A 19,086-nucleotide genomic window follows, 5' to 3' on the forward strand; every position below is an offset into this window, starting at 1 on the left:
AAATTGAGAATTGTGATCGTAGGGTGTACCCATGCTGGGGTGTCTGCAGTCAAAGCCATTAAAGCCTTTCATCCAGAAGCTGATGTGGTGATTTATGAACGTGACGATAACGTCTCATTCTTATCTTGTGGGATCGCCTTATACTTATCTGGTGAAGTGGAAAAGCTCTCTGACATGTTTTACGAAACCCCGGAACATCTTGCCAGTTTAGGTGTTGACGTCAAAATTCGCCATGACGTATTAGCCGTCGATGCCAAAACGCAAACCTTGCGCGTCCAAGATTTAAAGTCGAATGCGGTGTTTGATGATCATTATGACAAGTTGATCATGACCACCGGCTCATATGTGCAGGTGCCGCCATTATTTGGTATCGATGATTCTCGCGTGTTGATGTGCAAAGATGCGCGTCAAGCAGAATTGATCAAAGCAGATACTGCGGCAGGCCAACATATTGCCATTGTCGGTGCCGGGTATATCGGCGTGGAGTTGGCCGAAGCTTTCGCCAATACTGGGCATAAAGTCAGCTTGATCCAAGGCAATGCCCAATTGTTGAACAATTATATCGATCCTGGGATGTCTGCCGAAATTGCCGAAAAGCTTGAAGCGCATGGGGTCGCAGTGCATTTGAATGCGCGCGTTGAGGCTTTTGAAGCTGGCGTTGGCGATGACGCCATTACCGTGGAAACTGCGTCTGGCAATATTGACGCCGATGTGGCCATTGTTTGCACCGGCTTTTTGGCCAATAGCGCGTTGCTACAAGGCCAAGTCGCGATGGATCGTCATGGTGCATTGTTGACGAATCACTGGATGCAAACCAGTGATGAAAATATTTATGCTGCCGGGGATGCCTGTGCGGTGCATTTCAATCCAACGGGCAAATCCGCTTATGTGCCGCTGGCTTCTAACGCTGTGCGCCAAGGCTATATTGTTGGGCGCAACGTCTTTGGCAATACTCAAAAAGACCTCGGCACACAAGCGACAACGGCGATGCGGTTATTCGATCACACGCTGGCCACTACAGGCTTAACGCTGGTTCGGGCGAAAAAAGAAGGCATTCACGCTGATTCTGTGACGTATGTCGGCCCTTATCGCCCAGCGTTTATGGCTGGGCATGATGATGTGCGGATCACCTTGGTTTATTGTCTAGAGGATCGTCGGGTGCTTGGGGCACAGTTATGGTCGACCCATGAAATCACCCAGTCCGCCAATGCCATATCTATCGCAATTCAAAACCGCAATACCATCGATGATCTCGCCTTTGTGGATATGTTGTTCAACCCGAATTATGATCAGCCATTTAATTATTTAAATCTCGTTGCGCAACAAGCAGTGACTCAAGCTGATCAAGGCAAAAATTAAGCTGATGACATAAAAAATCCTTTATGATCGGATTGATGATCATGAAGGATTTTTTAATGGGTCACGCCGGTTGTAACACAGCTTCCAGCAAACCAGTTAAAGTGGCAGTGCTGGTCAACAATGGGACTTGATGACTCAGCGCATAATAGTTCAAGGGACTTGCGGTGGTTTGGTGTTCATCCAGATTCAAGACGGCCCAAGGCTTTTGTGCTGGAATTTGACCATCCCCAAGCGTCAACTTCACCCCGACATTGGCTAATTCACTGGCGAGCTCGGCATTGGGTTGATGAGAACTCAATAACACATCGCCAGCTTTTGGCAAGGTGCAGTGATAACTGTCGCACAAGGCTTTGGCTAAAGCTTCATGATAATCTCGACCTAAGCCGATGGTTTCGCCTGTGGATTTCATTTCAGGCGCTAAGCCAGTGACCATGCCAGGTAATTTGGTGAAGGAGAAAACCGGTGCTTTGATAGCCACACCAGGTTTTGGCGTTGGACAGCCAATCGGCAAGTTCAAATCAGCTAAAGTTTTGCCGAGAATCAAATTCGTTGCCAGCTTCGCCAAAGGATAGCCGGTGACTTTGCTCATGAATGGCACAGTGCGGCTAGCACGCGGATTGACATCGATGACATACAATTGATCGGCAACGATAAATTGCACGTTCATCATGCCGACGCAGTGCACCGCTTTGCCAATGGCCGTGGCAGTTTGGATGATTTCAGCTTGTTGCGCCGCAGTGAGGTGTTGTGGGGGATAAATGGCGATAGAATCCCCAGAATGAATGCCGCTACCTTCCAAGTGCTCCATGATCCCAGGAATGAACACGTCTTGGCCGTCAGACAAAATGTCCACTTCACATTCCAAACCTTGCACATCATGATCGATCAAAATCGGCTGATGTGGGGCGGCAGCGATGGCTTTTTGCACATATTCTGCCAGCTCAGATTCATCTTCGACAATCGCCATGGCCCGACCGCCTAAGACATAACTTGGCCGTACCATCACCGGATAGCCGACGACTGGGGCAATTTGCCGGGCTTCTTCAAGGTTCATGGCAGTGTCACCTTGAGGCTGATTGATGTGTAAATCGGCCAACAAGGTTTCAAATTCATGGCGATTTTCCGTTTGGTTGATGCCAGCTAAACTGGTGCCTAAAATCTTCACGCCGAGTTTGGCCAGTTTGGCCGTTAAGTTGATCGCAGTTTGGCCACCAAATTGGACGATGACCCCGAGTGGCTTTTCCAAATCGACGATGTGCATGACAGATTCTGCCGTCAGTGGTTCAAAATACAATTTATCCGAAATTGAAAAGTCGGTGGACACCGTTTCCGGGTTGTTGTTGATAATGATCGCATGATAGCCTGCCGCTTGAATCGCTTGAACACAATGCACTGTGGTGTAGTCAAATTCAACGCCTTGGCCGATGCGAATGGGACCAGAACCGATAACGATGATGCTGTTGCCTAAAGGCTTAGACTCGTTTTCACCAGGGAAGGCTGTGGAGTAGAAATAAGGGGTTTCTGAGGCGAACTCCCCAGCACAAGTATCGACCATTTTATAAACTGGTGCTGGTAGTAAGGCGTTGACCACTGAATCAGAAACCCCGGCTGCTTGCGCGATCATCCCAGCAGTGAAGCCTAATTGATTGGCGGCATGCGCTTTGGCCACTGTCAACTGGCCAGTTTGCAAGCCAGTTAACGTGTTGAAAATGTGTGCCAGTTTATTCAAGAAAAACATGGTGATCTGCGTGTGCGCTTGGATCTTTTGTTTGGACCAACCTTGGCGCAAAGCTTCAAATAAATAAAATAGGCGCACATCGGTAGGGTGTTCCAATGCCTCAGTGAGTTCTGATTCAGTCGGGGTCGTTTTAGGCAACAAAGTGGTTTGCATCTTGGTGTCTAATTCCAGAGACTGAACAGCTTTTAACAACGCTTCTTCAAACGTCGTGCCGATGCCCATCACTTCGCCAGTGGCCTTCATTTGAGTACCCAGTTGACGCTCAGCCGACACAAATTTGTCAAAAGGAAAACGCGGGATCTTGGCGACCACATAATCTAGGGTGGGTTCAAAGGCGGCAAAAGTGGTTTTAGTGACTGGATTTTGAATCTCTTGTAAGTTTAAGCCTACCGCAATTTTGGCGGCAATTTTGGCGATGGGGTAACCGGTGGCTTTAGAGGCTAAAGCTGACGACCGGCTGACCCGCGGGTTGACCTCGATAATGTAGTACTGATCAGAATTTGGGTCTTGGGCGAGCTGCACATTACAACCACCTTGAATATTCAACGCATCGACGATTTGCAATGAAGCTGAACGTAATTTTTGAAAAGTCGGATCATCCAAGGTTTGATTTGGCGCCACGACGATTGAGTCGCCAGTGTGAATGCCGACGGGGTCAACGTTTTCCATACAGCAGACAGAAATAGTGGTCCCTGCGGCGTCACGCATCACTTCAAATTCAATTTCTTTATAGCCGGCGATGGATTTTTCAATCAAGCATTCCGTGTTTGGGGATAATTCCAAACCGCGTTGGCCGATGATTTTCAATTCGGCTTCGTCATGTGCGATCCCACCACCAGTACCGCCTAAGGTGAAAGCAGGCCGGACAATCACGGGATATCCACAGGCATCGGCAAACTTTAAGGCACTGCCTAAATCATGAACCGTTAAGGATTGCGGGACCGGTTGGTGCAAGTCTTCCATTAACTGTTTGAAGGCTTGGCGATCTTCGGCTTGATGGATCGTATCTAAGCCAGTCCCTAATAATTGAATATTCAGACGCTTCAAGACGCCAGCTTCATCCAAGGCGACCGCCATGTTCAAGCCGGTTTGGCCGCCTAATGTCGGTAACAAAGCGTCAGGTTTTTCAACTTCTAAAATGTGAGTGACGGATTCTAAGGTCAATGGTTCCAAATATATTTTATCGGCGATATCATCATCAGTCATGATCGTGGCAGGGTTAGAGTTGATCAAGACCACTGAGTAACCTTCTTCACGTAAGGATAAACAAGCTTGGGAACCAGAATAATCAAATTCAGCCGCTTGACCGACGATGATCGGGCCTGACCCGATCACCACGATTTTATGAATGTTCAAATTTTTAGGCATGAGCGGCGACCTTCTTTTCCATTAACTGTTTGAATTGGTTGAAGAAACCACTGGCATCTTTAGGACCAGGGTTGGCTTCTGGGTGATATTGGACGGTGAACATTGGCAGCCATTGATGCGCTAAGCCTTCAATGGTGCCATCATCACCTTCGATGGCAGTGACGACGAGATCTGTACCGGCAAGGCTATCTGGATCGACCATGTAGCCATGATTTTGGCTGGTGATGATCGCGTGATCTGAACCGATGGCATGGACGGGGTGGTTGATGCCGCGATGCCCGTATGCCATGGCAACAGTTTTGGCGCCATTGGCTAAGGCTAAAATCTGATGACCTAAGCAGATCCCGGCAATCGGATACAAGTGTTCCAGTTTTTGAATCAGTGGTAGGACGTCATAATCGGCAGGATCGCCAGGGCCATTGGATAATAAAATGCCATCAGGATACAGGTTTTGGATCATTGCCAAGTCCGTGGTATAAGGCACGACGGTGACGGAAATACCATTGTCCACTAAGGAGTCGATAATGCCTTGTTTGGTGCCAAAGTCGATCATCACCACATGCTTGGGATGAGTCGCTTTACTATGATAAGTGGCGTGGCCAAGTTGGGGGGGCTTTTGACATTGGGCGAAGAGTTTGGTGTATACCGTATCAAAGTCGTCGACTAAGGGTTGATTCAACAACACCGCTTGCATCGTATGGGATTGGCGAATGTGTTTGGTTAATTGACGCGTATCCACGCCTTGAATGCCTGGCACGTGATACTTCAATAGATAGTCGTTTAACGTTTCGCCGTCAGGACCAGGTTCATTCTCCAAAGTATGAACAATCGCGCATTGCGCTAAAACGCCAGTGCTTTGGTTGCGGGTCATGTCCACGCCATACGTGCCGATCAATGGATAGGTAAAAGTCAAAAGTTGGTTGGCGTAACTAGGGTCACTTAAGGCTTCTTGATAGCCGACCATACTGGTGTTAAACACCACTTCGCCAGCGATTTCATTGGTCGCACCAAACGCTGTGCCTTCAAAATGCGTCCCGTCTTGTAGGTAGAGATATTTTTTCATGTTGCGCCACCTCGTAAATTTATGCAGCTGATATTCATTATTGCTTGTCCATATTTAACGGCATATTCATGAGAATGTCAACAAAATATTCATAGAATATAGAGAAAGTCCGTCAAAATCAGCTAAAATATGAATAAATGTTGAATAAAAATCACGAAAAGCTTGTATTTTGTGTCAGAAGGGGGTAAGCTACTGTCATTCAATATTTTGCATAAGTGAGGCAGACACATGAAAGTCGCAATCGTTGGGGTCACCGGTTATGCCGGCATGGTCTTATATCAATTATTAAAATCTCATCCAGAAGTTTCACAAATCAACTTATACGGCCATGATCAAAAACAAGCTCAACCATTATATGAAGCTGTCCCACAATTTGGACCAACGGAAACCACGCTGTTATTACCTTATGATGCTGATGCCATCATGGCAGACAACCAAGTCGTGTTCTTTGCCACCAGCGCTGGGATCACCAACGCCTTAGCCGTTCCCTTCATTAAAGCGCACTTCCCAGTGATCGATTTATCTGGGGACTACCGTTTGAAAGATCCCGCTCAATATGAGAAGTGGTATCACAAACCCGCCGCTGATCCCAAAGCTTTACAAGATGCCCACTTCGGGTTAGCCGAATTTGAAAATGCCCAAGGCCACACCTATATTGCCAACCCCGGATGCTATGCGACCGCCACATTGTTAGGACTCGCACCATTAGTGCAACAACACTTGATCGTCAAAGATTCGTTGATTGTTGATGCTAAGTCGGGCACATCAGGCGCTGGCAAAAAGCTCACCACGTTGACCCATTTTTCCCAAACTAACGAGAATTTACAACTTTATGGGATCAATACCCACAAACACATCCCAGAAATCATGCAAGAGGTCCAAACTTGGGATCCGGAAGTCCCAGCTTTGCAGTTCACCACCACTTTGTTGCCAGTCACCACTGGTTTAATGGCGACGATTTATGCTAAGGCGGCCCCTGGTGTCAATGGTGCGGCAGTTGCCAAAGCTTTCAATGACACTTACCAAAATGATTTCTTCGTTCGCTTTACCAGCGAGCAATTGCCGACTTTGAAACAAGTCGTCGGCTCCAACTTCACCGATATCGGCGCCATTTATAACCCAGTCACCAACACGATCTTGGTGGTTTCTGTGATCGATAACGTGATCAAAGGTGCAGGCGGTCAAGCGATTCAAAACTTCAATCAAATGTTTAATTTCGATCCACTGGCCGGCTTACCAACGACAGTGGCGTTACCTTAACTTTTAGGAGGATATGGACATGGCGATTTCAGATGAATTCATTTGGCCCAAAGGCTATTACACCGATGGCGTCCAAGCCGGCTTGCGTGATCACAATGATATGGGATGGTTAGTCTCCAAAGTCCCAGCTGCAGCCGCCGGCACTTATACGACCAGTCAGTTTATCGCAGCACCCACCAAGTTGTGCAAGCAATTGATCGCTAAAAATCATCACTTACAAGCCATTGTGATGAATTCTGTGATCGCCAACTCCTGTACCGGCGCTAAGGGTTGGGAAAATGCTTTAGCGGAACAACAACAAGTTGCCGATAAATTGGAAATCGATCCTGAACTCGTCGGTGTCGCTTCTACTGGCTTGATCGGCGCCCAATTGCCAATGACGAAGATCCACGCCGGCATCGACCAGCTCCAATTGAAACAAAATATCGGGGTGACCACTGCGGTGATGACCACTGATACCCATGCCAAAATCGCCAGTGCTCAGTTGATGATCGATGGCAAATCAGTGACCATCACCGGTTTTGCCAAAGGCAGTGGCATGATCCATCCGAAAATGGCCACCATGTTAGGCTTTGTGTTCACCGATGCCAACATCTCGGGCTTACAACTCCAAGGCTTACTTTCTCAAACGGTCGATGAAACCTTCAATCAAATCACCGTGGATGGGGACACCTCAACCAACGACATGGTCACAGTCATGGCTAATGGCTTAGCAGATAATCACTTGTTGACTAGCGACCATCCCGATTATCCCACTTTTGCCCAAGCCCTCAGCGGTGTTTTAGCGAAGTTAGCGCAAGGCATTGCCTCAGATGGCGAAGGCGCCACCAAGTTAGTCGAAGTCAATATTCACCATGCGGCATCACACCTTGAAGGCCAGCATGCCGCCAAAGCCATCGTCGGCTCCAACTTAGTCAAAGCAGCCATTTTTGGTGAAGATCCGAACTGGGGTCGCATTATCTCAGCGTTAGGTCAAACCAACGTCAAAATCGATGTCGATCATGTGGCCATCATCCTCAACGGCTTCAAATTAGTGGAAGATTCATTGGAATTGCCTTTCGATGAAGCCGCAGTGAAAAAAGCGATGAGTGATCATAAAATCACCATCGATGTTGATCTCAACGCAGGCGACGCGACTGGCCAAGCATGGGGTTGTGATCTCACTTACAATTACGTCAAAATCAACGCATCTTATCGTTCTTAACAGGAGGCAATCATGTCAGATCTGATGATTATCAAATTAGGGGGCAATGCAGCCACGCAGCTTTCGCCAGCATTTTTTGCCCAACTAGCAGCCTGGCATGATGCCGGCAATAAAGTTTTATTGATCCATGGTGGCGGCCCGCAGATCAATGCGTGGAGTCAAAAATTTGGCCTCACCCCGATCAAAAAGGCTGGCATTCGCGTCACGGATCCGCAAACCTTACAAGTCACGCAAGCAGTTTTACTCGGGGTCGTGCAACCGCAACTGTGCTTGGCGTTATCTCAACATGGTTTGCCAGCGCTTGGCTTAAATTGCACCGATGCGCATTTATTAGTCGGTGATTTTTTAGATCAAGCGATTTACGGGCAAGTCGGGGCAGTCACTGGCGTCAATGGCCAAGCCTTATCCGAATTTTTAACCGATCATATCGGGGTGTTAGCACCATTAGCGCAAACTGAAGATGGTCAGTTGTTAAATGTCAATGCGGATATGGCGGCAGCGGCGGTGGCAACGGCTTTGCATGCTAGCAAGCTGGTGTTATTGACCGATGTGCCTGGCGTTTTGGAACAAGGCAACGTGGTGGCCAAGCTCACCCCACAAAAAGCGGCTCAATTGATCGCGACTAATGTGATCACCAAAGGCATGCAGCCTAAAATTGAAGCGGCTGCCCACACCGCCCAAGTGGTGCATGAAGTCGTGATCACTGATGCGTTAAATCATGCCGGCACTGTTGTTGTTGCTTGTGCAGGTTAATTCAGGAGGAAAGTATGAGTCATTTATTTAATACCTATGCGCGTTACCCCTTTGATTTGGTGTCTGGCCATGATGTCCATTTGGTCGATAACTCCGGCAAAGAATATTTAGATTTCACCTCAGGCATTGGGGTATGTAGCTTCGGTTATCACGATCCTGAAATTACCGGTGCAGTGGAAAAACAACTCACCCAAATTTGGCACACGTCCAATTTGTATGAATCCCAACTTCAAGAAACTGTTGGCGGGATGCTGGCAGGCGATGATAAGTTAGCCTTTTTCTGCAACTCTGGGACTGAAGCCAATGAAGCCGCCTTTAAATTAGCCCGCAAAGCTTCTGGAAAAACCCGCGTTTTAGCGTTTAACAACGGCTTTCACGGACGCTCTTATGGGTCGATGTCGTTGACTGGTAATCCTTCGATTCAAGCCGGCTTTGCCCCATTGGTCCCAGATGTGATTTTTGCCGATTACAACGATCCTGAAGCTTTGGATAAAATCGATGCCGACTTAGCTGCCGTGATCTTAGAAGTGATCCAAGGTGAAGGTGGCGTTTATGTCGGCGACAAGGCCTGGCTGCAAGCCGTTCAAGCCAAGTGCAAAGAAGCTGGCGCGTTGTTGATCATCGATGAAGTGCAATCAGGTATCGGGCGCACGGGTTATAAATTCGCTTATGAAGCCTTTGACTTGGATCCGGATATTGTCACCATGGCCAAAGCATTAGGCTCTGGCCTGCCGATTGGTGCGATGATCGGTAAAAAGGCGTTAGGCTCAGCCTTTACGCCAGGCAGTCATGGGACGACATTTGGCGGGAACAAAATCGCCTTGTCTGCCGCACAAGCTGTTTTATCGAAATTAACGCCTGAATTCTTAGCGTCAGTCCAACAAAAATCCGCCAATGTTTGGACGACGATGACCGATACCCTCGCGCCACTGCCTGCCGTGTCAGGCATTACTGGCATGGGCTTGATGATCGGGATTCATCTCGATGAACAACTCGACGTTGAAGCCATCATCAAGCAATTACAAGCCAAAGGGTTATTGACGCTATCTGCCAAGCACAACACCTTACGCTTGTTGCCACCACTGGTGATGAGTGACGCCGATCTGCAAGCAGGGTTAGCCTTGATCGCTGAAGTTTTAAAGGAGGCATAACATGACCAATCATTTTCAAAATCGTTCATGGTTGAAAGAAATCGACTACACGCCTAAAGAAATGGAATATTTGATCGACTTTGCGGCGCACTTGAAAGCCTTAAAGCACGCGCATATTCCGCATCCCTATTTGCAAGGCAAAAATATTGCTTTGTTGTTTGAAAAAACTTCCACCAGGACGCGTTCTGCCTTCACCGTCGCCAGTATCGACCTCGGGGCCCATCCAGAATTTTTAGGCAAAAACGACATTCAATTTGGCAAAAAAGAATCCACTGCCGACACGGCTAAAGTACTCGGTCGCATGTTTGATGGAATCGAATACCGTGGCTTTGCCCAACAAACCGTTGAAGACTTGGCCAAGTATTCAGGCGTGCCTGTGTGGAATGGCTTGACGGATGAATGGCATCCCACCCAAATGATCGCTGACTTTTTGACCTTGAAGGAACAATTCGGCCACCTCAAAGGCTTGACGTTGACTTATCTCGGCGATGGGCGTTCGAATATGGGCAACAGTTTGCTCGTAACGGCTGCGATGCTTGGGGTCAATATTCATATCGGTGCGCCAAAGTCCTTGTGGCCTGCTCAAAATGTGATCGATATTGCGCAAAAATATGCGGATGCAGCAGGTTCTGAAGTGTTGTTGACTGAGGATGCCAAGACCGCGGCTAATGGTGCAGACGCCTTATACACCGATGTTTGGATCTCCATGGGTGAAAAGATTGACGTCGCGGCGCGGATCATTGCCTTGAAACCTTATCAAATCAATGCAGATTTGGTGGCGGCAACTGGCAAAGCTGACACCATTATTATGCATTGTTTACCTGCTTATCATGATCATCAAACTGAAGTGGGCAAACAACTCGGAGAAGAATTTGGTATGGATGCGCTGGAAATCACGGATGATGTGTTCAACTCGGATAAATCAGTTGTCTTTGATGAAGCTGAAAATCGGATGCATGCGATCAAAGCGATCATGGCAGCGACTTTAGGGGATTTGTTTATTCCTGACAGCTTGTTTGATTAATGTGTAAATACCACCACGTCTGATAGCGACGGTCTGATTTATTAAGATCGGCGCTTTTTTGTTAAATTGAGTTGACCACAATATATTCGGCGACTTAATTGTTCGCTTTTTTGTGCAAGCGTGTGATGCGAGTTTCTCACTGTTAGTTAATTAAATATCGCGTTAGATAAGCTGACGAAACCGCTTGACTTGTCAGATAAGCACGATAATATTAAATTTGTATGATAAATTAAGGATTAGATTAAAATAAGCTTTCAATAACGTAAAGGACGGGATAACGGATGGCACAGATATACGAAAACACGTTCCAAAGTGGCGACCAAACCTACAAATATGCGGATATTTCTGCATTTTTGGGTGATCATCATGCCCAAGTCGACACCTTACCTTACACGATTCGGATCTTACTTGAAGCCGCTTTACGTCGGGCTAACCAAGGCCTTGCCCTTGGCGATGAACTGAACGCTTTATTGAGCTGGGACAATGCCCATGATCAAGATATCGCCTATCAACCAGAACGCGTCATTTTGCAAGACTTTACCGGCGTGCCGGCAATCGTCGACTTAGCCGCAATGCGTGATGCCGTCGTGGCGCAAGGTGGGGATGCCACTAGCATCAACCCATCCGTGCCAGTCGATTTAGTGATCGATCATTCGGTGCAAGTTGATAAAGCCGGCAACGACGAAGCCTTTGCCTTTAACGTCAAGCGCGAGTTTGAACGCAACCAAGAACGCTACACCTTTTTGAAATGGGCCCAAAATAGTTTTTCTAATTTACAAGTCGTCCCACCGGATACTGGTATTATTCATCAAATCAACTTGGAACGCTTAGCGCAAGTGGTGATGACCAAAGATGGCCTGGCTTTCCCAGATACATTAGTCGGTACCGATTCGCATACCACGATGATCAATGGCTTAGGGGTGCTCGGCTGGGGCGTCGGCGGCATCGAAGCGGAAGCGAATATGCTGGGTGAAGCCACCTTGATGCAAACGCCAAAAGTCGTCGGGGTGAACTTATCCGGTCGGTTGCAACCAGGGGTCACGGCCACAGACCTCACGTTAACCTTGACGCATTTGTTGCGTGAACATGGCGTGGTTGGTAAGTTCGTCGAATATTACGGCGTGGGCTTGTCCAACTTGCCATTAGCTTATCGGGCCACCATTGCCAATATGGCACCGGAATATGGTGCCACTTGTGGGTATTTCCCAATCGACAGTCAAACCATCGATTATTTGAAATTGACTGGTCGCTCCGCGAAACAAATTGCGTTGGTGCAAGCGTATGCCGATGCCAACCATTTGGCTTACAAACCTGTCGAAGATGATATTCGGCATTACAGTGAAAATCTGGAATTGGATCTTTCTACAGTTAAGCCAAGTGTTGCCGGCCCAACACGGCCACAAGATTTGGTTTACTTGGCGGATCTACCGAAGCAATTCGATGATCGCCGCGATTTAGAAGCTTTTCCAGTTGCCGTGGCAGGTAAGCATTTTGACTTACATCCAGGGGCGTTAGGGTTGGCCGCCATTACCAGTTGTACCAACACCTCAAATCCGCAAGTGCTGTTTGCTGCTGGGTTGATCGCTCAAAAAGCGCGGGAACTCGGCATGCAAGTGCCTGAATACGTTAAAACCAGTTTTTCACCTGGTTCGCGGGTGGTTTCCGATTACTTGACGGCTGCTGGTTTGCAAGCAGATCTCGATGCTTTGGGCTTTAATTTGACGGGTTATGGTTGTATGACGTGTATCGGGAATTCTGGGGCTTTGCAAGATGATTTGCAAGCCGCCGTTGAAGCCAAGCCGTATCCCTTGGCCGCAGTCGAATCAGCCAACCGTAACTTCACTGGGCGGGTGAACCCGAAGATCACGGATACGTATTTGGCCTCACCGCCATTAGTTGTGATCTACGCGTTAGCTGGGACGATGGATATCGACTTAGATACCCAACCGGTCGGCCATGCTGCGGATGGTCACGCCGTTTACTTGAAAGATTTATGGCCAAGTGACGCACAAATTGCCCAACTGACAGCCGATTATTTGCACCCTGAACAATTTACGGCTAATTATCAAACTCTTTATCATCAAAATGCTGACTGGGATGCTTTGCCAACTGCCACAGGCGACACTTACGCTTGGGACGCCGCGTCAACTTATATCGCTAAGCCACCATTTGGGGAAGCCTTAACGCAAGCGGCACCAACGACTCTGACTGGGTTAAGCGTCCTTGCCAAGTTAGGCGATTCAGTTACCACTGACCATATTTCCCCGGCCGGGTTTATCGGTCGCGATACGCCGGCAGGCAAATATTTGCAAGCTCGCGGCATCACGCCATTAGCCTTTAACTCTTATGGCTCTCGGCGCGGGAATCATGAAGTGATGATGCGCGGGACTTTGGCTAATATTCGCTTACAAAACCAATTGGCACCAGGTACGCAAGGCGGGTTTACGACCTTACCAGATGGGACGCAAACCACGATTTACGAAGCGTCGCAAGCTTATGCCAAAACCAAGACTGGTTTGGTGATTTTAGCCGGCAAAGATTACGGGATGGGGTCATCTCGCGATTGGGCCGCTAAAGGTGTGAAGTTACTCGGTGTTAAAGCCATCATTGCCGAAAGTTTTGAACGCATTCACCGCGCGAACTTGGCGATGATGGGTGTGATCCCATTGCAATACTTGCCAGGCGACACCGCTAAAAGCTTAGGGCTGACTGGAAAAGAAACTTATCAAATTGAACTCGATCAAAGTGTGGCGCATGTTACTGCGACAACGACGGATGGCTCAGTGAAACATTTTGATACCAAAGTGCGCTTTGATACACCTGCAGATTGGGGCTATTACCAAGCTGGTGGGATCATGCCGCAAATCGTGGCCAACGCTTTGAATTAAATTAAACCCACAGGAGGAATACCATATGGACGTACCTAAAGGATTAGCAGGGGTAGTAATCACCGAAACCAAGATCAGCTCGACCAAAGATTCGAAGCTGACTTTTGCCGGCTACCCCATTGAAGAATTAAAAGACTTACCGTACGAAGCAGTGGTGTACCTGCTGTGGCACAAGAATTTACCGAACGCCGAACAACTCAAAACCATGCAACATGATTTGCTCAGTTCGATGCATTTGCCTGATGAAACCATTCGCTTAATGGGTGATATCGCCTTGGAACCCCAACATCCGATGAGTATTTTACGGACGATGGTGTCCTTGCTTGGGACCACCAACAACGACGGCAAACTCGATGAACCGCGCGAGATCTTAGGCAAAATGCTCACAACGATCGCCGCGATCATTCGCTTGCGTGATTCCCAACCGCAAATGCAAGTGAATCCTGAATGGGGCGTGGTGGAAAACTTCATGTACTTGTTTATGGGTCGGCGCCCAAGCAAGTCGCAAGTGCGCATGTTTAATACCGTGATGGTGTTACATGCGGACCATGAACTGAACGCCTCAACCTTCACCAGTCGGGTGGTGGCGTCAACGAATGCGGACTTTTATTCTTGTTTAACTGCCGCAGTATGTGCGTTGAAAGGCCCATTGCATGGTGGTGCCAATGAACAAGTCTTCAATATGCTACAAGAAATCCGGCATACCGGGGTATCTCCTCAGCGCTACATCGACAATAAAATTGCCAATCATGAAAAAATCATGGGCTTTGGCCATCGGGTGTATAAAGATGGCGATCCGCGGGCGAAAATCTTGCGCGGGATTGCAGAAGAGATGGCCGATGAAACGAACAATCAACCATTTTTTGAGATCCAAGAGCAAATCGCCAGTTATATGTTAGAAAAGCTGGGCTTGCATCCTAATGTCGATTACTATACCGCCGTGGTTTATCACAGTTTAGGGTTGGATGAATCGACGTTTACTGTCATGTTTGCCGCATGTCGCACGGCTGGTTGGTTGGCGCATATCATGGAACAACGCGTTGAAGCTTGTTTGATTCGGCCAGCGTCTGAATATGTTGGGCCGACTGATCGTCATGTTAAACCAGTCGCAGACAAATAAATTCCTGGAGGGCATTATGAGTTCAGCCATTACCATGCAAAATCATCAATTAAACACCCCAGATCACCCCCAGATCCCCTTTATTCAAGGGGATGGCATCGGGCCTGAAATTTGGCAAGCCGCGCAAAAAGTTTTCGACGCGGCAGTTCAAAAAGCCTATGCTGGCGCCCGGTCCGTTGACTGGCTACCCCTTTCGGCTGGTGAAGCTGCCTTTGCTGAAACCGGCGAGTGGCTACCGCAAGCGACTTTATCGGCTTTAAAGTCGCATTTGGTGGCGATCAAAGGGCCATTGACCACCCCAGTCGGCGAGGGGCATCGTTCGATCAATGTCACTTTGCGTCAAACGTTAGATTTATATGCCTGTTTCCGGCCAGTGCAATACTTTAAAGGCGTCCCAGCGCCAGTTGTGCATCCAGAATTAGTCGATATCGATGTGTTCCGCGAAAATACGGAAGACATTTATGCTGGCATCGATGTGTCTGCAGGCACACCAGAAGCCAAGGCTTGGTTAGCCTTGTTAGCTGAACAAGGACAAGCCGATAAAGTGCGTTTTCCAGACACGTCAGCATTTGCCATTAAACCAGTTTCTCAACAAGGCTCTGCGCGGTTGGTCCATGCCGCTATTGAACACGCCATCAAACATGATCGCCATATTGTGACTTTGGTGCACAAAGGCAATATCATGAAGCAAACTGAAGGCGGATTTAAGCGTTGGGGCTATGAAGAAGCAGAAACGAATTTTGCCGATCAGACTTTTACCATGCACCAATATGATGACATCAAAAAGACTGACGGGGCAGACGCAGCCGATCAGGCCTTAGCTGGTGCCAAAGCCGCTGGTAAGATCATCGTCAATGATATTATCTGTGACAACTGTTTCCAACAAACTTTGTTGCATCCTGATCATTTTGAAGTGTTGGCGACGATGAATTTGAACGGGGATTACTTGTCTGATGCGTTAGCGGCGCAAGTTGGTGGCATCGGCATTGCCCCAGGTGCCAATATCAACTACGAATCTGGCCAAGCGATTTTTGAAGCGACGCATGGGACCGCCCCTCAATTCGCTGGTAAAGATTTGTTGAATCCCACCTCAATTATCTTAAGTGGGGCGATGATGTTTGATTACATCGGTTGGGGAGAAGCCGCGGACTTGATTCGCTCAGGCATCGCCGAAGCCATTCAAAGCCAACATGTCACCCAAGACTTTGCTACCAGTGACGCGGCGACCGTCCTTGGTACCCAAGGTTTTGGGAGCTATGTGGCAGAACATTTATAAACCTCTAGCAGCAGGCCAAGTGCCTGCTTTTTTGCTGTCACTTTTTAAAAGCTTGTGCACAACCGTTTGAGTGACGCGAACTAACAGTTCTGTCACATCACTTGAGTGTCTGATAGCATCCGTGTATCTTGGATGATGGAGGTGACAGTGATGAAACGACGTACGTTAAAAGCATTGGAATTGATGATTTTGATCGTTGGGTTAATGTTGATGCATGAGATCATTGTTTTGGTGTTTGAATCGTTTATTGCTGGCATGTTGGCTTATGGTTTATGGATGGCGGCAGTGTTAGTGGTGGGCCACTACACCAATCAGTTGCGCTTGGCGCAATTGCGCCGCTTGCGGGGACTAGCAGACGAGTTGGGACTGGATGCACGTGCGATCGCGCATAAAGCCCCAAGATATTCAGCGAGTCAGTGGCAAGCGTCACGACCAGAAAACTTGCAATTTTTCCCAGCAGCGCATACGGTCGCAGATCTCTGTGATCAATTGACGTTGCTGGTCGCCACGCGCACAGGGGTGTGCTGAGGCGATTCAAGCTTTCGTTAACAGACGAAGGCTTTTATTTTACCGCGGAATGAAAGCGCTACATTTAAGAGGTAATCATATGCAGGCTATGTACAAAGGGGCAGTCGCTGAAGTTTGGCAAATCAGCGAAACTGGGCCCCAACCACCATGGGTGCAACAGGCATTTGCTGAAAATTATTTGGTTTGGCTAGATCATCATGTGCGGATCTTAATGAGTGGCTTGCAGCCGTCATTGACCAAAAACTTACAAACTGGTGCAGTGGGCGCGATCGGCGGGGGCTTTGCAGGATACGCGATGTATGAATTAGGCTATCCCGGCGATTATTTGGATGTCACCAATCATCGGGTGGTGTCAGCTGGGAAGTTTGCCAAGCAGTATCAGCCGCTCGCTTGAGTACATTAAAAGCCACCCAACTTTTTAACTCGAAGTTGGGTGGCTTTTTTGATCATTAGTCTTCGACGTTCATACTCACAGCAGTTTGGCGGTTGACGAATTTGATCGCAGCCATAAAGCCCACGGTCCAAACTAACCCACCGATTGCTGGCCAAATCGCACCAGAGCCTGTGAAGAACAAGCTGACGTAAATCAAGGCGAAGAAGCCGATCACCAAAGGACTGGTGAATTTGTAATGAGGCATCAAGAAGCCTTCAGGATCAAAGTCTGCCGATTCGCGATACTTGCGGTGCGCCATCATCGTCAATAAGTACACGATGATGTAAAGATCAGAGGAGACGCTGGTGATAAAGGCAAAGGCGTCAGTGATTTGCGGCATTGAATTTAAAATCGGGCCGATCAAGACCAAAGCTGCGGAGAACAAGATCCCGCGTGCCGGCACGCCAGTCCGCGAAATTTTGCGGAAGTGTTTCATGAACTTGGAGTGCTTGGTGTCTAACGCCAATTGATAAAAATGCCGACCGGCTGAGTACATGTAGGAGTTCAAGGCAGAAGCTGCGGCTGTTAATACCACGAAGTTGATGACCGCAGCGGCAGCTTTCATTCCGGCTAATTGGAAGACTTGCACAAATGGGGATTGGGTCGGGTCAAGCGATTGCCAAGGATAAATCGCCATGATGATGGCAATGGCGCCGATGTAAAACAGCAAGACCCGATAGATGATCTCATTGATCACTTTAGGTAAAACTTTGCGTGGATCTTGGGTTTCACTAGTGGTAATGCCGATGAATTCCATGCCTTGAAAGGCGAAGAATACCATTGGAAAGGCGGCGACAAAACTCATGATGCCATTTGGAAACATTGAGAAGTGGTTGGTGATGTTTCCGAAGCTGGCATGACCTACTGGCGTTTTGAAGTTGGTGAACACTAGGAACAAGCCGACAATGATCATCACGACGATGGCGGTGATTTTGATCATGGCAAACCAGAATTCTGCTTCCCCAAACAGTCCAACCGCAATCAGGTTAATCGAAACCAAAATCGCTAACACGCCGATTTGAATCGCCCAAGTCGGCCAACTGGGAAACCAGTACTGGACATATTTGGAAACGGCGGTGAGTTCTGCCATCGCGACAAAAATGATCCCGAGCCAATAAGTCCAACCAGCGAAGTAGCCGACGGTTTTGCCTAAGTATTTGCCGATAAAGGAGATGAAGGTGTGCTTATCCGGATCGTGGTACATCATTTCGCCGATCCCACGCATCATCAAGAAGAAAATCACGCCTAAGACCAGGTAAACCAATAAGATCGAAGGACCGGTTTTCATGATGGAATTGCTGGCGCCTAGGAACAACCCCGTGCCAATGGTGCCACCTAAGGCGATCATTTGCACATGTCGTTTGGTTAATTCACGTTTGGTGCCATCTGCGTTTTGCTTGCTTGCCATGCATTCTCCTGCTTTCTGAAAAAATATCACATCCTCTATGTTACCGACCGAATGCTGGTGGTGCAACACGCCCAAGCCCGCCGCATCAATGAAAACGCGTCGTGGCGGGCTTAAGTGAGCTGTGTGAAATTTATCAAGATTTAGATGAATAATATTCATCCATAAGTAAAATCACCAACCATTCGTCCCGAGATCAAAGATGACCATGAGCACGGGGATGGTGATGATCGCAATTAAGCCTGCCACTGCGACCATGGTCCAAAGCATGGCCTTGCGCCGAGTTTGCAGAAAGCTGCGAGTCAAAATGATCAGGCCAAGGATCAACAAGATTTCAATAATGAGGACCACAAACATATCCGCCACCACCTTTTGTTCGCTGACATTAACACGGTTTGCTCGATTTGGCGAATTTTGCGCGAAAAAATATCAGGCACCTCGGCACCTGATACTCACTATTATGGGTCTAAAATTTTTGGTGTTGAAGAGCACTTCAACGCCGGAAGTTTTAGGCCT

Annotated in this window: 15 protein-coding genes; 11 read left to right on the forward strand and 4 right to left on the reverse strand. The window is 48.0% G+C overall.

Going from position 1 to position 19,086, the window contains the following annotated elements; all coding sequences use genetic code 11:
- Positions 1 to 3: 3 nt before the first annotated feature.
- Positions 4 to 1,359, forward strand: a complete 1,356-nt coding sequence (locus tag FD01_RS14380; protein WP_056964991.1) for an FAD-dependent oxidoreductase — start codon at positions 4 to 6, stop codon at positions 1,357 to 1,359.
- A 61-nt stretch (positions 1,360 to 1,420) separates the two neighbouring features.
- Here the strand turns inward: FD01_RS14380 and carB are convergent, their stop codons facing one another.
- Positions 1,421 to 4,465, reverse strand: coding sequence for a carbamoyl-phosphate synthase large subunit (gene carB, locus FD01_RS14385; RefSeq protein ID WP_056964992.1), 3,045 nt, complete (start codon positions 4,463 to 4,465; stop codon positions 1,421 to 1,423).
- Positions 4,458 to 5,528, reverse strand: coding sequence for a carbamoyl phosphate synthase small subunit (locus tag FD01_RS14390; RefSeq protein WP_056964994.1), 1,071 nt, complete (start codon positions 5,526 to 5,528; stop codon positions 4,458 to 4,460). The genes carB and FD01_RS14390 overlap by 8 nt, the downstream gene beginning before the upstream one ends.
- Positions 5,529 to 5,756: 228 nt before the next feature.
- Here FD01_RS14390 and argC point away from each other — a divergent pair, with 228 nt between their 5' ends.
- The 10 genes from argC (at position 5,757) to FD01_RS14440 (ending at position 17,126) form a co-directional block, all read left to right on the forward strand.
- Positions 5,757 to 6,788: an N-acetyl-gamma-glutamyl-phosphate reductase gene (argC, locus tag FD01_RS14395; protein WP_054715329.1), complete on the forward strand. Its 1,032-nt coding sequence runs from the start codon at positions 5,757 to 5,759 to the stop codon at positions 6,786 to 6,788.
- A gap of 19 nt (positions 6,789 to 6,807) precedes the next feature.
- Complete coding sequence (argJ, locus tag FD01_RS14400) at positions 6,808 to 7,992, forward strand: bifunctional glutamate N-acetyltransferase/amino-acid acetyltransferase ArgJ (protein ID WP_054715332.1); 1,185 nt, start codon at positions 6,808 to 6,810, stop codon at positions 7,990 to 7,992.
- Positions 7,993 to 8,004: 12 nt separating this feature from the next.
- Positions 8,005 to 8,745, forward strand: coding sequence for an acetylglutamate kinase (gene argB / locus FD01_RS14405; protein ID WP_056964996.1), 741 nt, complete (start codon positions 8,005 to 8,007; stop codon positions 8,743 to 8,745).
- A 14-nt stretch (positions 8,746 to 8,759) separates the two neighbouring features.
- On the forward strand, positions 8,760 to 9,896 hold the full coding sequence (locus tag FD01_RS14410; protein ID WP_056964998.1) for an acetylornithine transaminase: 1,137 nt from the start codon (positions 8,760 to 8,762) through the stop codon (positions 9,894 to 9,896).
- Position 9,897: 1 nt separating this feature from the next.
- The gene (gene argF / locus FD01_RS14415; RefSeq protein WP_056965000.1) at positions 9,898 to 10,920 is read left to right on the forward strand and encodes an ornithine carbamoyltransferase; all 1,023 of its coding nucleotides are present in this window, start codon (positions 9,898 to 9,900) and stop codon (positions 10,918 to 10,920) included.
- A 281-nt stretch (positions 10,921 to 11,201) separates the two neighbouring features.
- The gene (gene acnA, locus FD01_RS14420; RefSeq protein ID WP_056965002.1) at positions 11,202 to 13,808 is read left to right on the forward strand and encodes an aconitate hydratase AcnA; all 2,607 of its coding nucleotides are present in this window, start codon (positions 11,202 to 11,204) and stop codon (positions 13,806 to 13,808) included.
- Between the two features lie 25 nt (positions 13,809 to 13,833).
- Positions 13,834 to 14,928, forward strand: coding sequence for a citrate/2-methylcitrate synthase (locus tag FD01_RS14425; protein ID WP_056965003.1), 1,095 nt, complete (start codon positions 13,834 to 13,836; stop codon positions 14,926 to 14,928).
- Positions 14,929 to 14,944: 16 nt separating this feature from the next.
- Complete coding sequence (gene icd / locus FD01_RS14430; protein WP_056965005.1) at positions 14,945 to 16,204, forward strand: NADP-dependent isocitrate dehydrogenase; 1,260 nt, start codon at positions 14,945 to 14,947, stop codon at positions 16,202 to 16,204.
- Positions 16,205 to 16,354: 150 nt separating this feature from the next.
- Positions 16,355 to 16,732 (forward strand): hypothetical protein, encoded by a 378-nt coding sequence (locus FD01_RS14435; RefSeq protein WP_054715335.1) that lies wholly within the window; start codon positions 16,355 to 16,357, stop codon positions 16,730 to 16,732.
- Positions 16,733 to 16,811: 79 nt separating this feature from the next.
- Positions 16,812 to 17,126 (forward strand): hypothetical protein, encoded by a 315-nt coding sequence (locus FD01_RS14440; protein WP_054715338.1) that lies wholly within the window; start codon positions 16,812 to 16,814, stop codon positions 17,124 to 17,126.
- Positions 17,127 to 17,181: 55 nt separating this feature from the next.
- On the opposite strand, the gene FD01_RS14445 is transcribed toward FD01_RS14440, so the two are convergent.
- Together FD01_RS14445 and FD01_RS14450 are read right to left on the reverse strand one after the other, a co-directional pair.
- Positions 17,182 to 18,573, reverse strand: a complete 1,392-nt coding sequence (locus FD01_RS14445) for an amino acid permease (RefSeq protein ID WP_056965007.1) — start codon at positions 18,571 to 18,573, stop codon at positions 17,182 to 17,184.
- A 171-nt stretch (positions 18,574 to 18,744) separates the two neighbouring features.
- Positions 18,745 to 18,927: a hypothetical protein gene (locus FD01_RS14450; RefSeq protein WP_056965009.1), complete on the reverse strand. Its 183-nt coding sequence runs from the start codon at positions 18,925 to 18,927 to the stop codon at positions 18,745 to 18,747.
- Positions 18,928 to 19,086: the final 159 nt, after the last annotated feature.

Origin of the sequence: Lacticaseibacillus manihotivorans DSM 13343 = JCM 12514 (genome assembly GCF_001435035.1) — a bacterium.
Lineage (GTDB): Bacteria > Bacillota > Bacilli > Lactobacillales > Lactobacillaceae > Lacticaseibacillus > Lacticaseibacillus manihotivorans.

What these genes read in the sequence shown, in the direction of transcription:
- carB (WP_056964992.1), bottom strand. Translation starts at nt 4,465, where the DNA reads ATGCCTAAAAATTTGAACATTCATAAAATCGTGGTGATCGGGTCAGGC.
- FD01_RS14390 (WP_056964994.1), bottom strand. Translation starts at nt 5,528, where the DNA reads ATGAAAAAATATCTCTACCTACAAGACGGGACGCATTTTGAAGGCACA.
- argC (WP_054715329.1), top strand. Translation starts at nt 5,757, where the DNA reads ATGAAAGTCGCAATCGTTGGGGTCACCGGTTATGCCGGCATGGTCTTA.
- argJ (WP_054715332.1), top strand. Translation starts at nt 6,808, where the DNA reads ATGGCGATTTCAGATGAATTCATTTGGCCCAAAGGCTATTACACCGAT.
- argB (WP_056964996.1), top strand. Translation starts at nt 8,005, where the DNA reads ATGTCAGATCTGATGATTATCAAATTAGGGGGCAATGCAGCCACGCAG.
- FD01_RS14410 (WP_056964998.1), top strand. Translation starts at nt 8,760, where the DNA reads ATGAGTCATTTATTTAATACCTATGCGCGTTACCCCTTTGATTTGGTG.
- argF (WP_056965000.1), top strand. Translation starts at nt 9,898, where the DNA reads ATGACCAATCATTTTCAAAATCGTTCATGGTTGAAAGAAATCGACTAC.
- acnA (WP_056965002.1), top strand. Translation starts at nt 11,202, where the DNA reads ATGGCACAGATATACGAAAACACGTTCCAAAGTGGCGACCAAACCTAC.
- FD01_RS14425 (WP_056965003.1), top strand. Translation starts at nt 13,834, where the DNA reads ATGGACGTACCTAAAGGATTAGCAGGGGTAGTAATCACCGAAACCAAG.
- icd (WP_056965005.1), top strand. Translation starts at nt 14,945, where the DNA reads ATGAGTTCAGCCATTACCATGCAAAATCATCAATTAAACACCCCAGAT.
- FD01_RS14435 (WP_054715335.1), top strand. Translation starts at nt 16,355, where the DNA reads ATGAAACGACGTACGTTAAAAGCATTGGAATTGATGATTTTGATCGTT.
- FD01_RS14440 (WP_054715338.1), top strand. Translation starts at nt 16,812, where the DNA reads ATGCAGGCTATGTACAAAGGGGCAGTCGCTGAAGTTTGGCAAATCAGC.
- FD01_RS14445 (WP_056965007.1), bottom strand. Translation starts at nt 18,573, where the DNA reads ATGGCAAGCAAGCAAAACGCAGATGGCACCAAACGTGAATTAACCAAA.
- FD01_RS14450 (WP_056965009.1), bottom strand. Translation starts at nt 18,927, where the DNA reads ATGTTTGTGGTCCTCATTATTGAAATCTTGTTGATCCTTGGCCTGATC.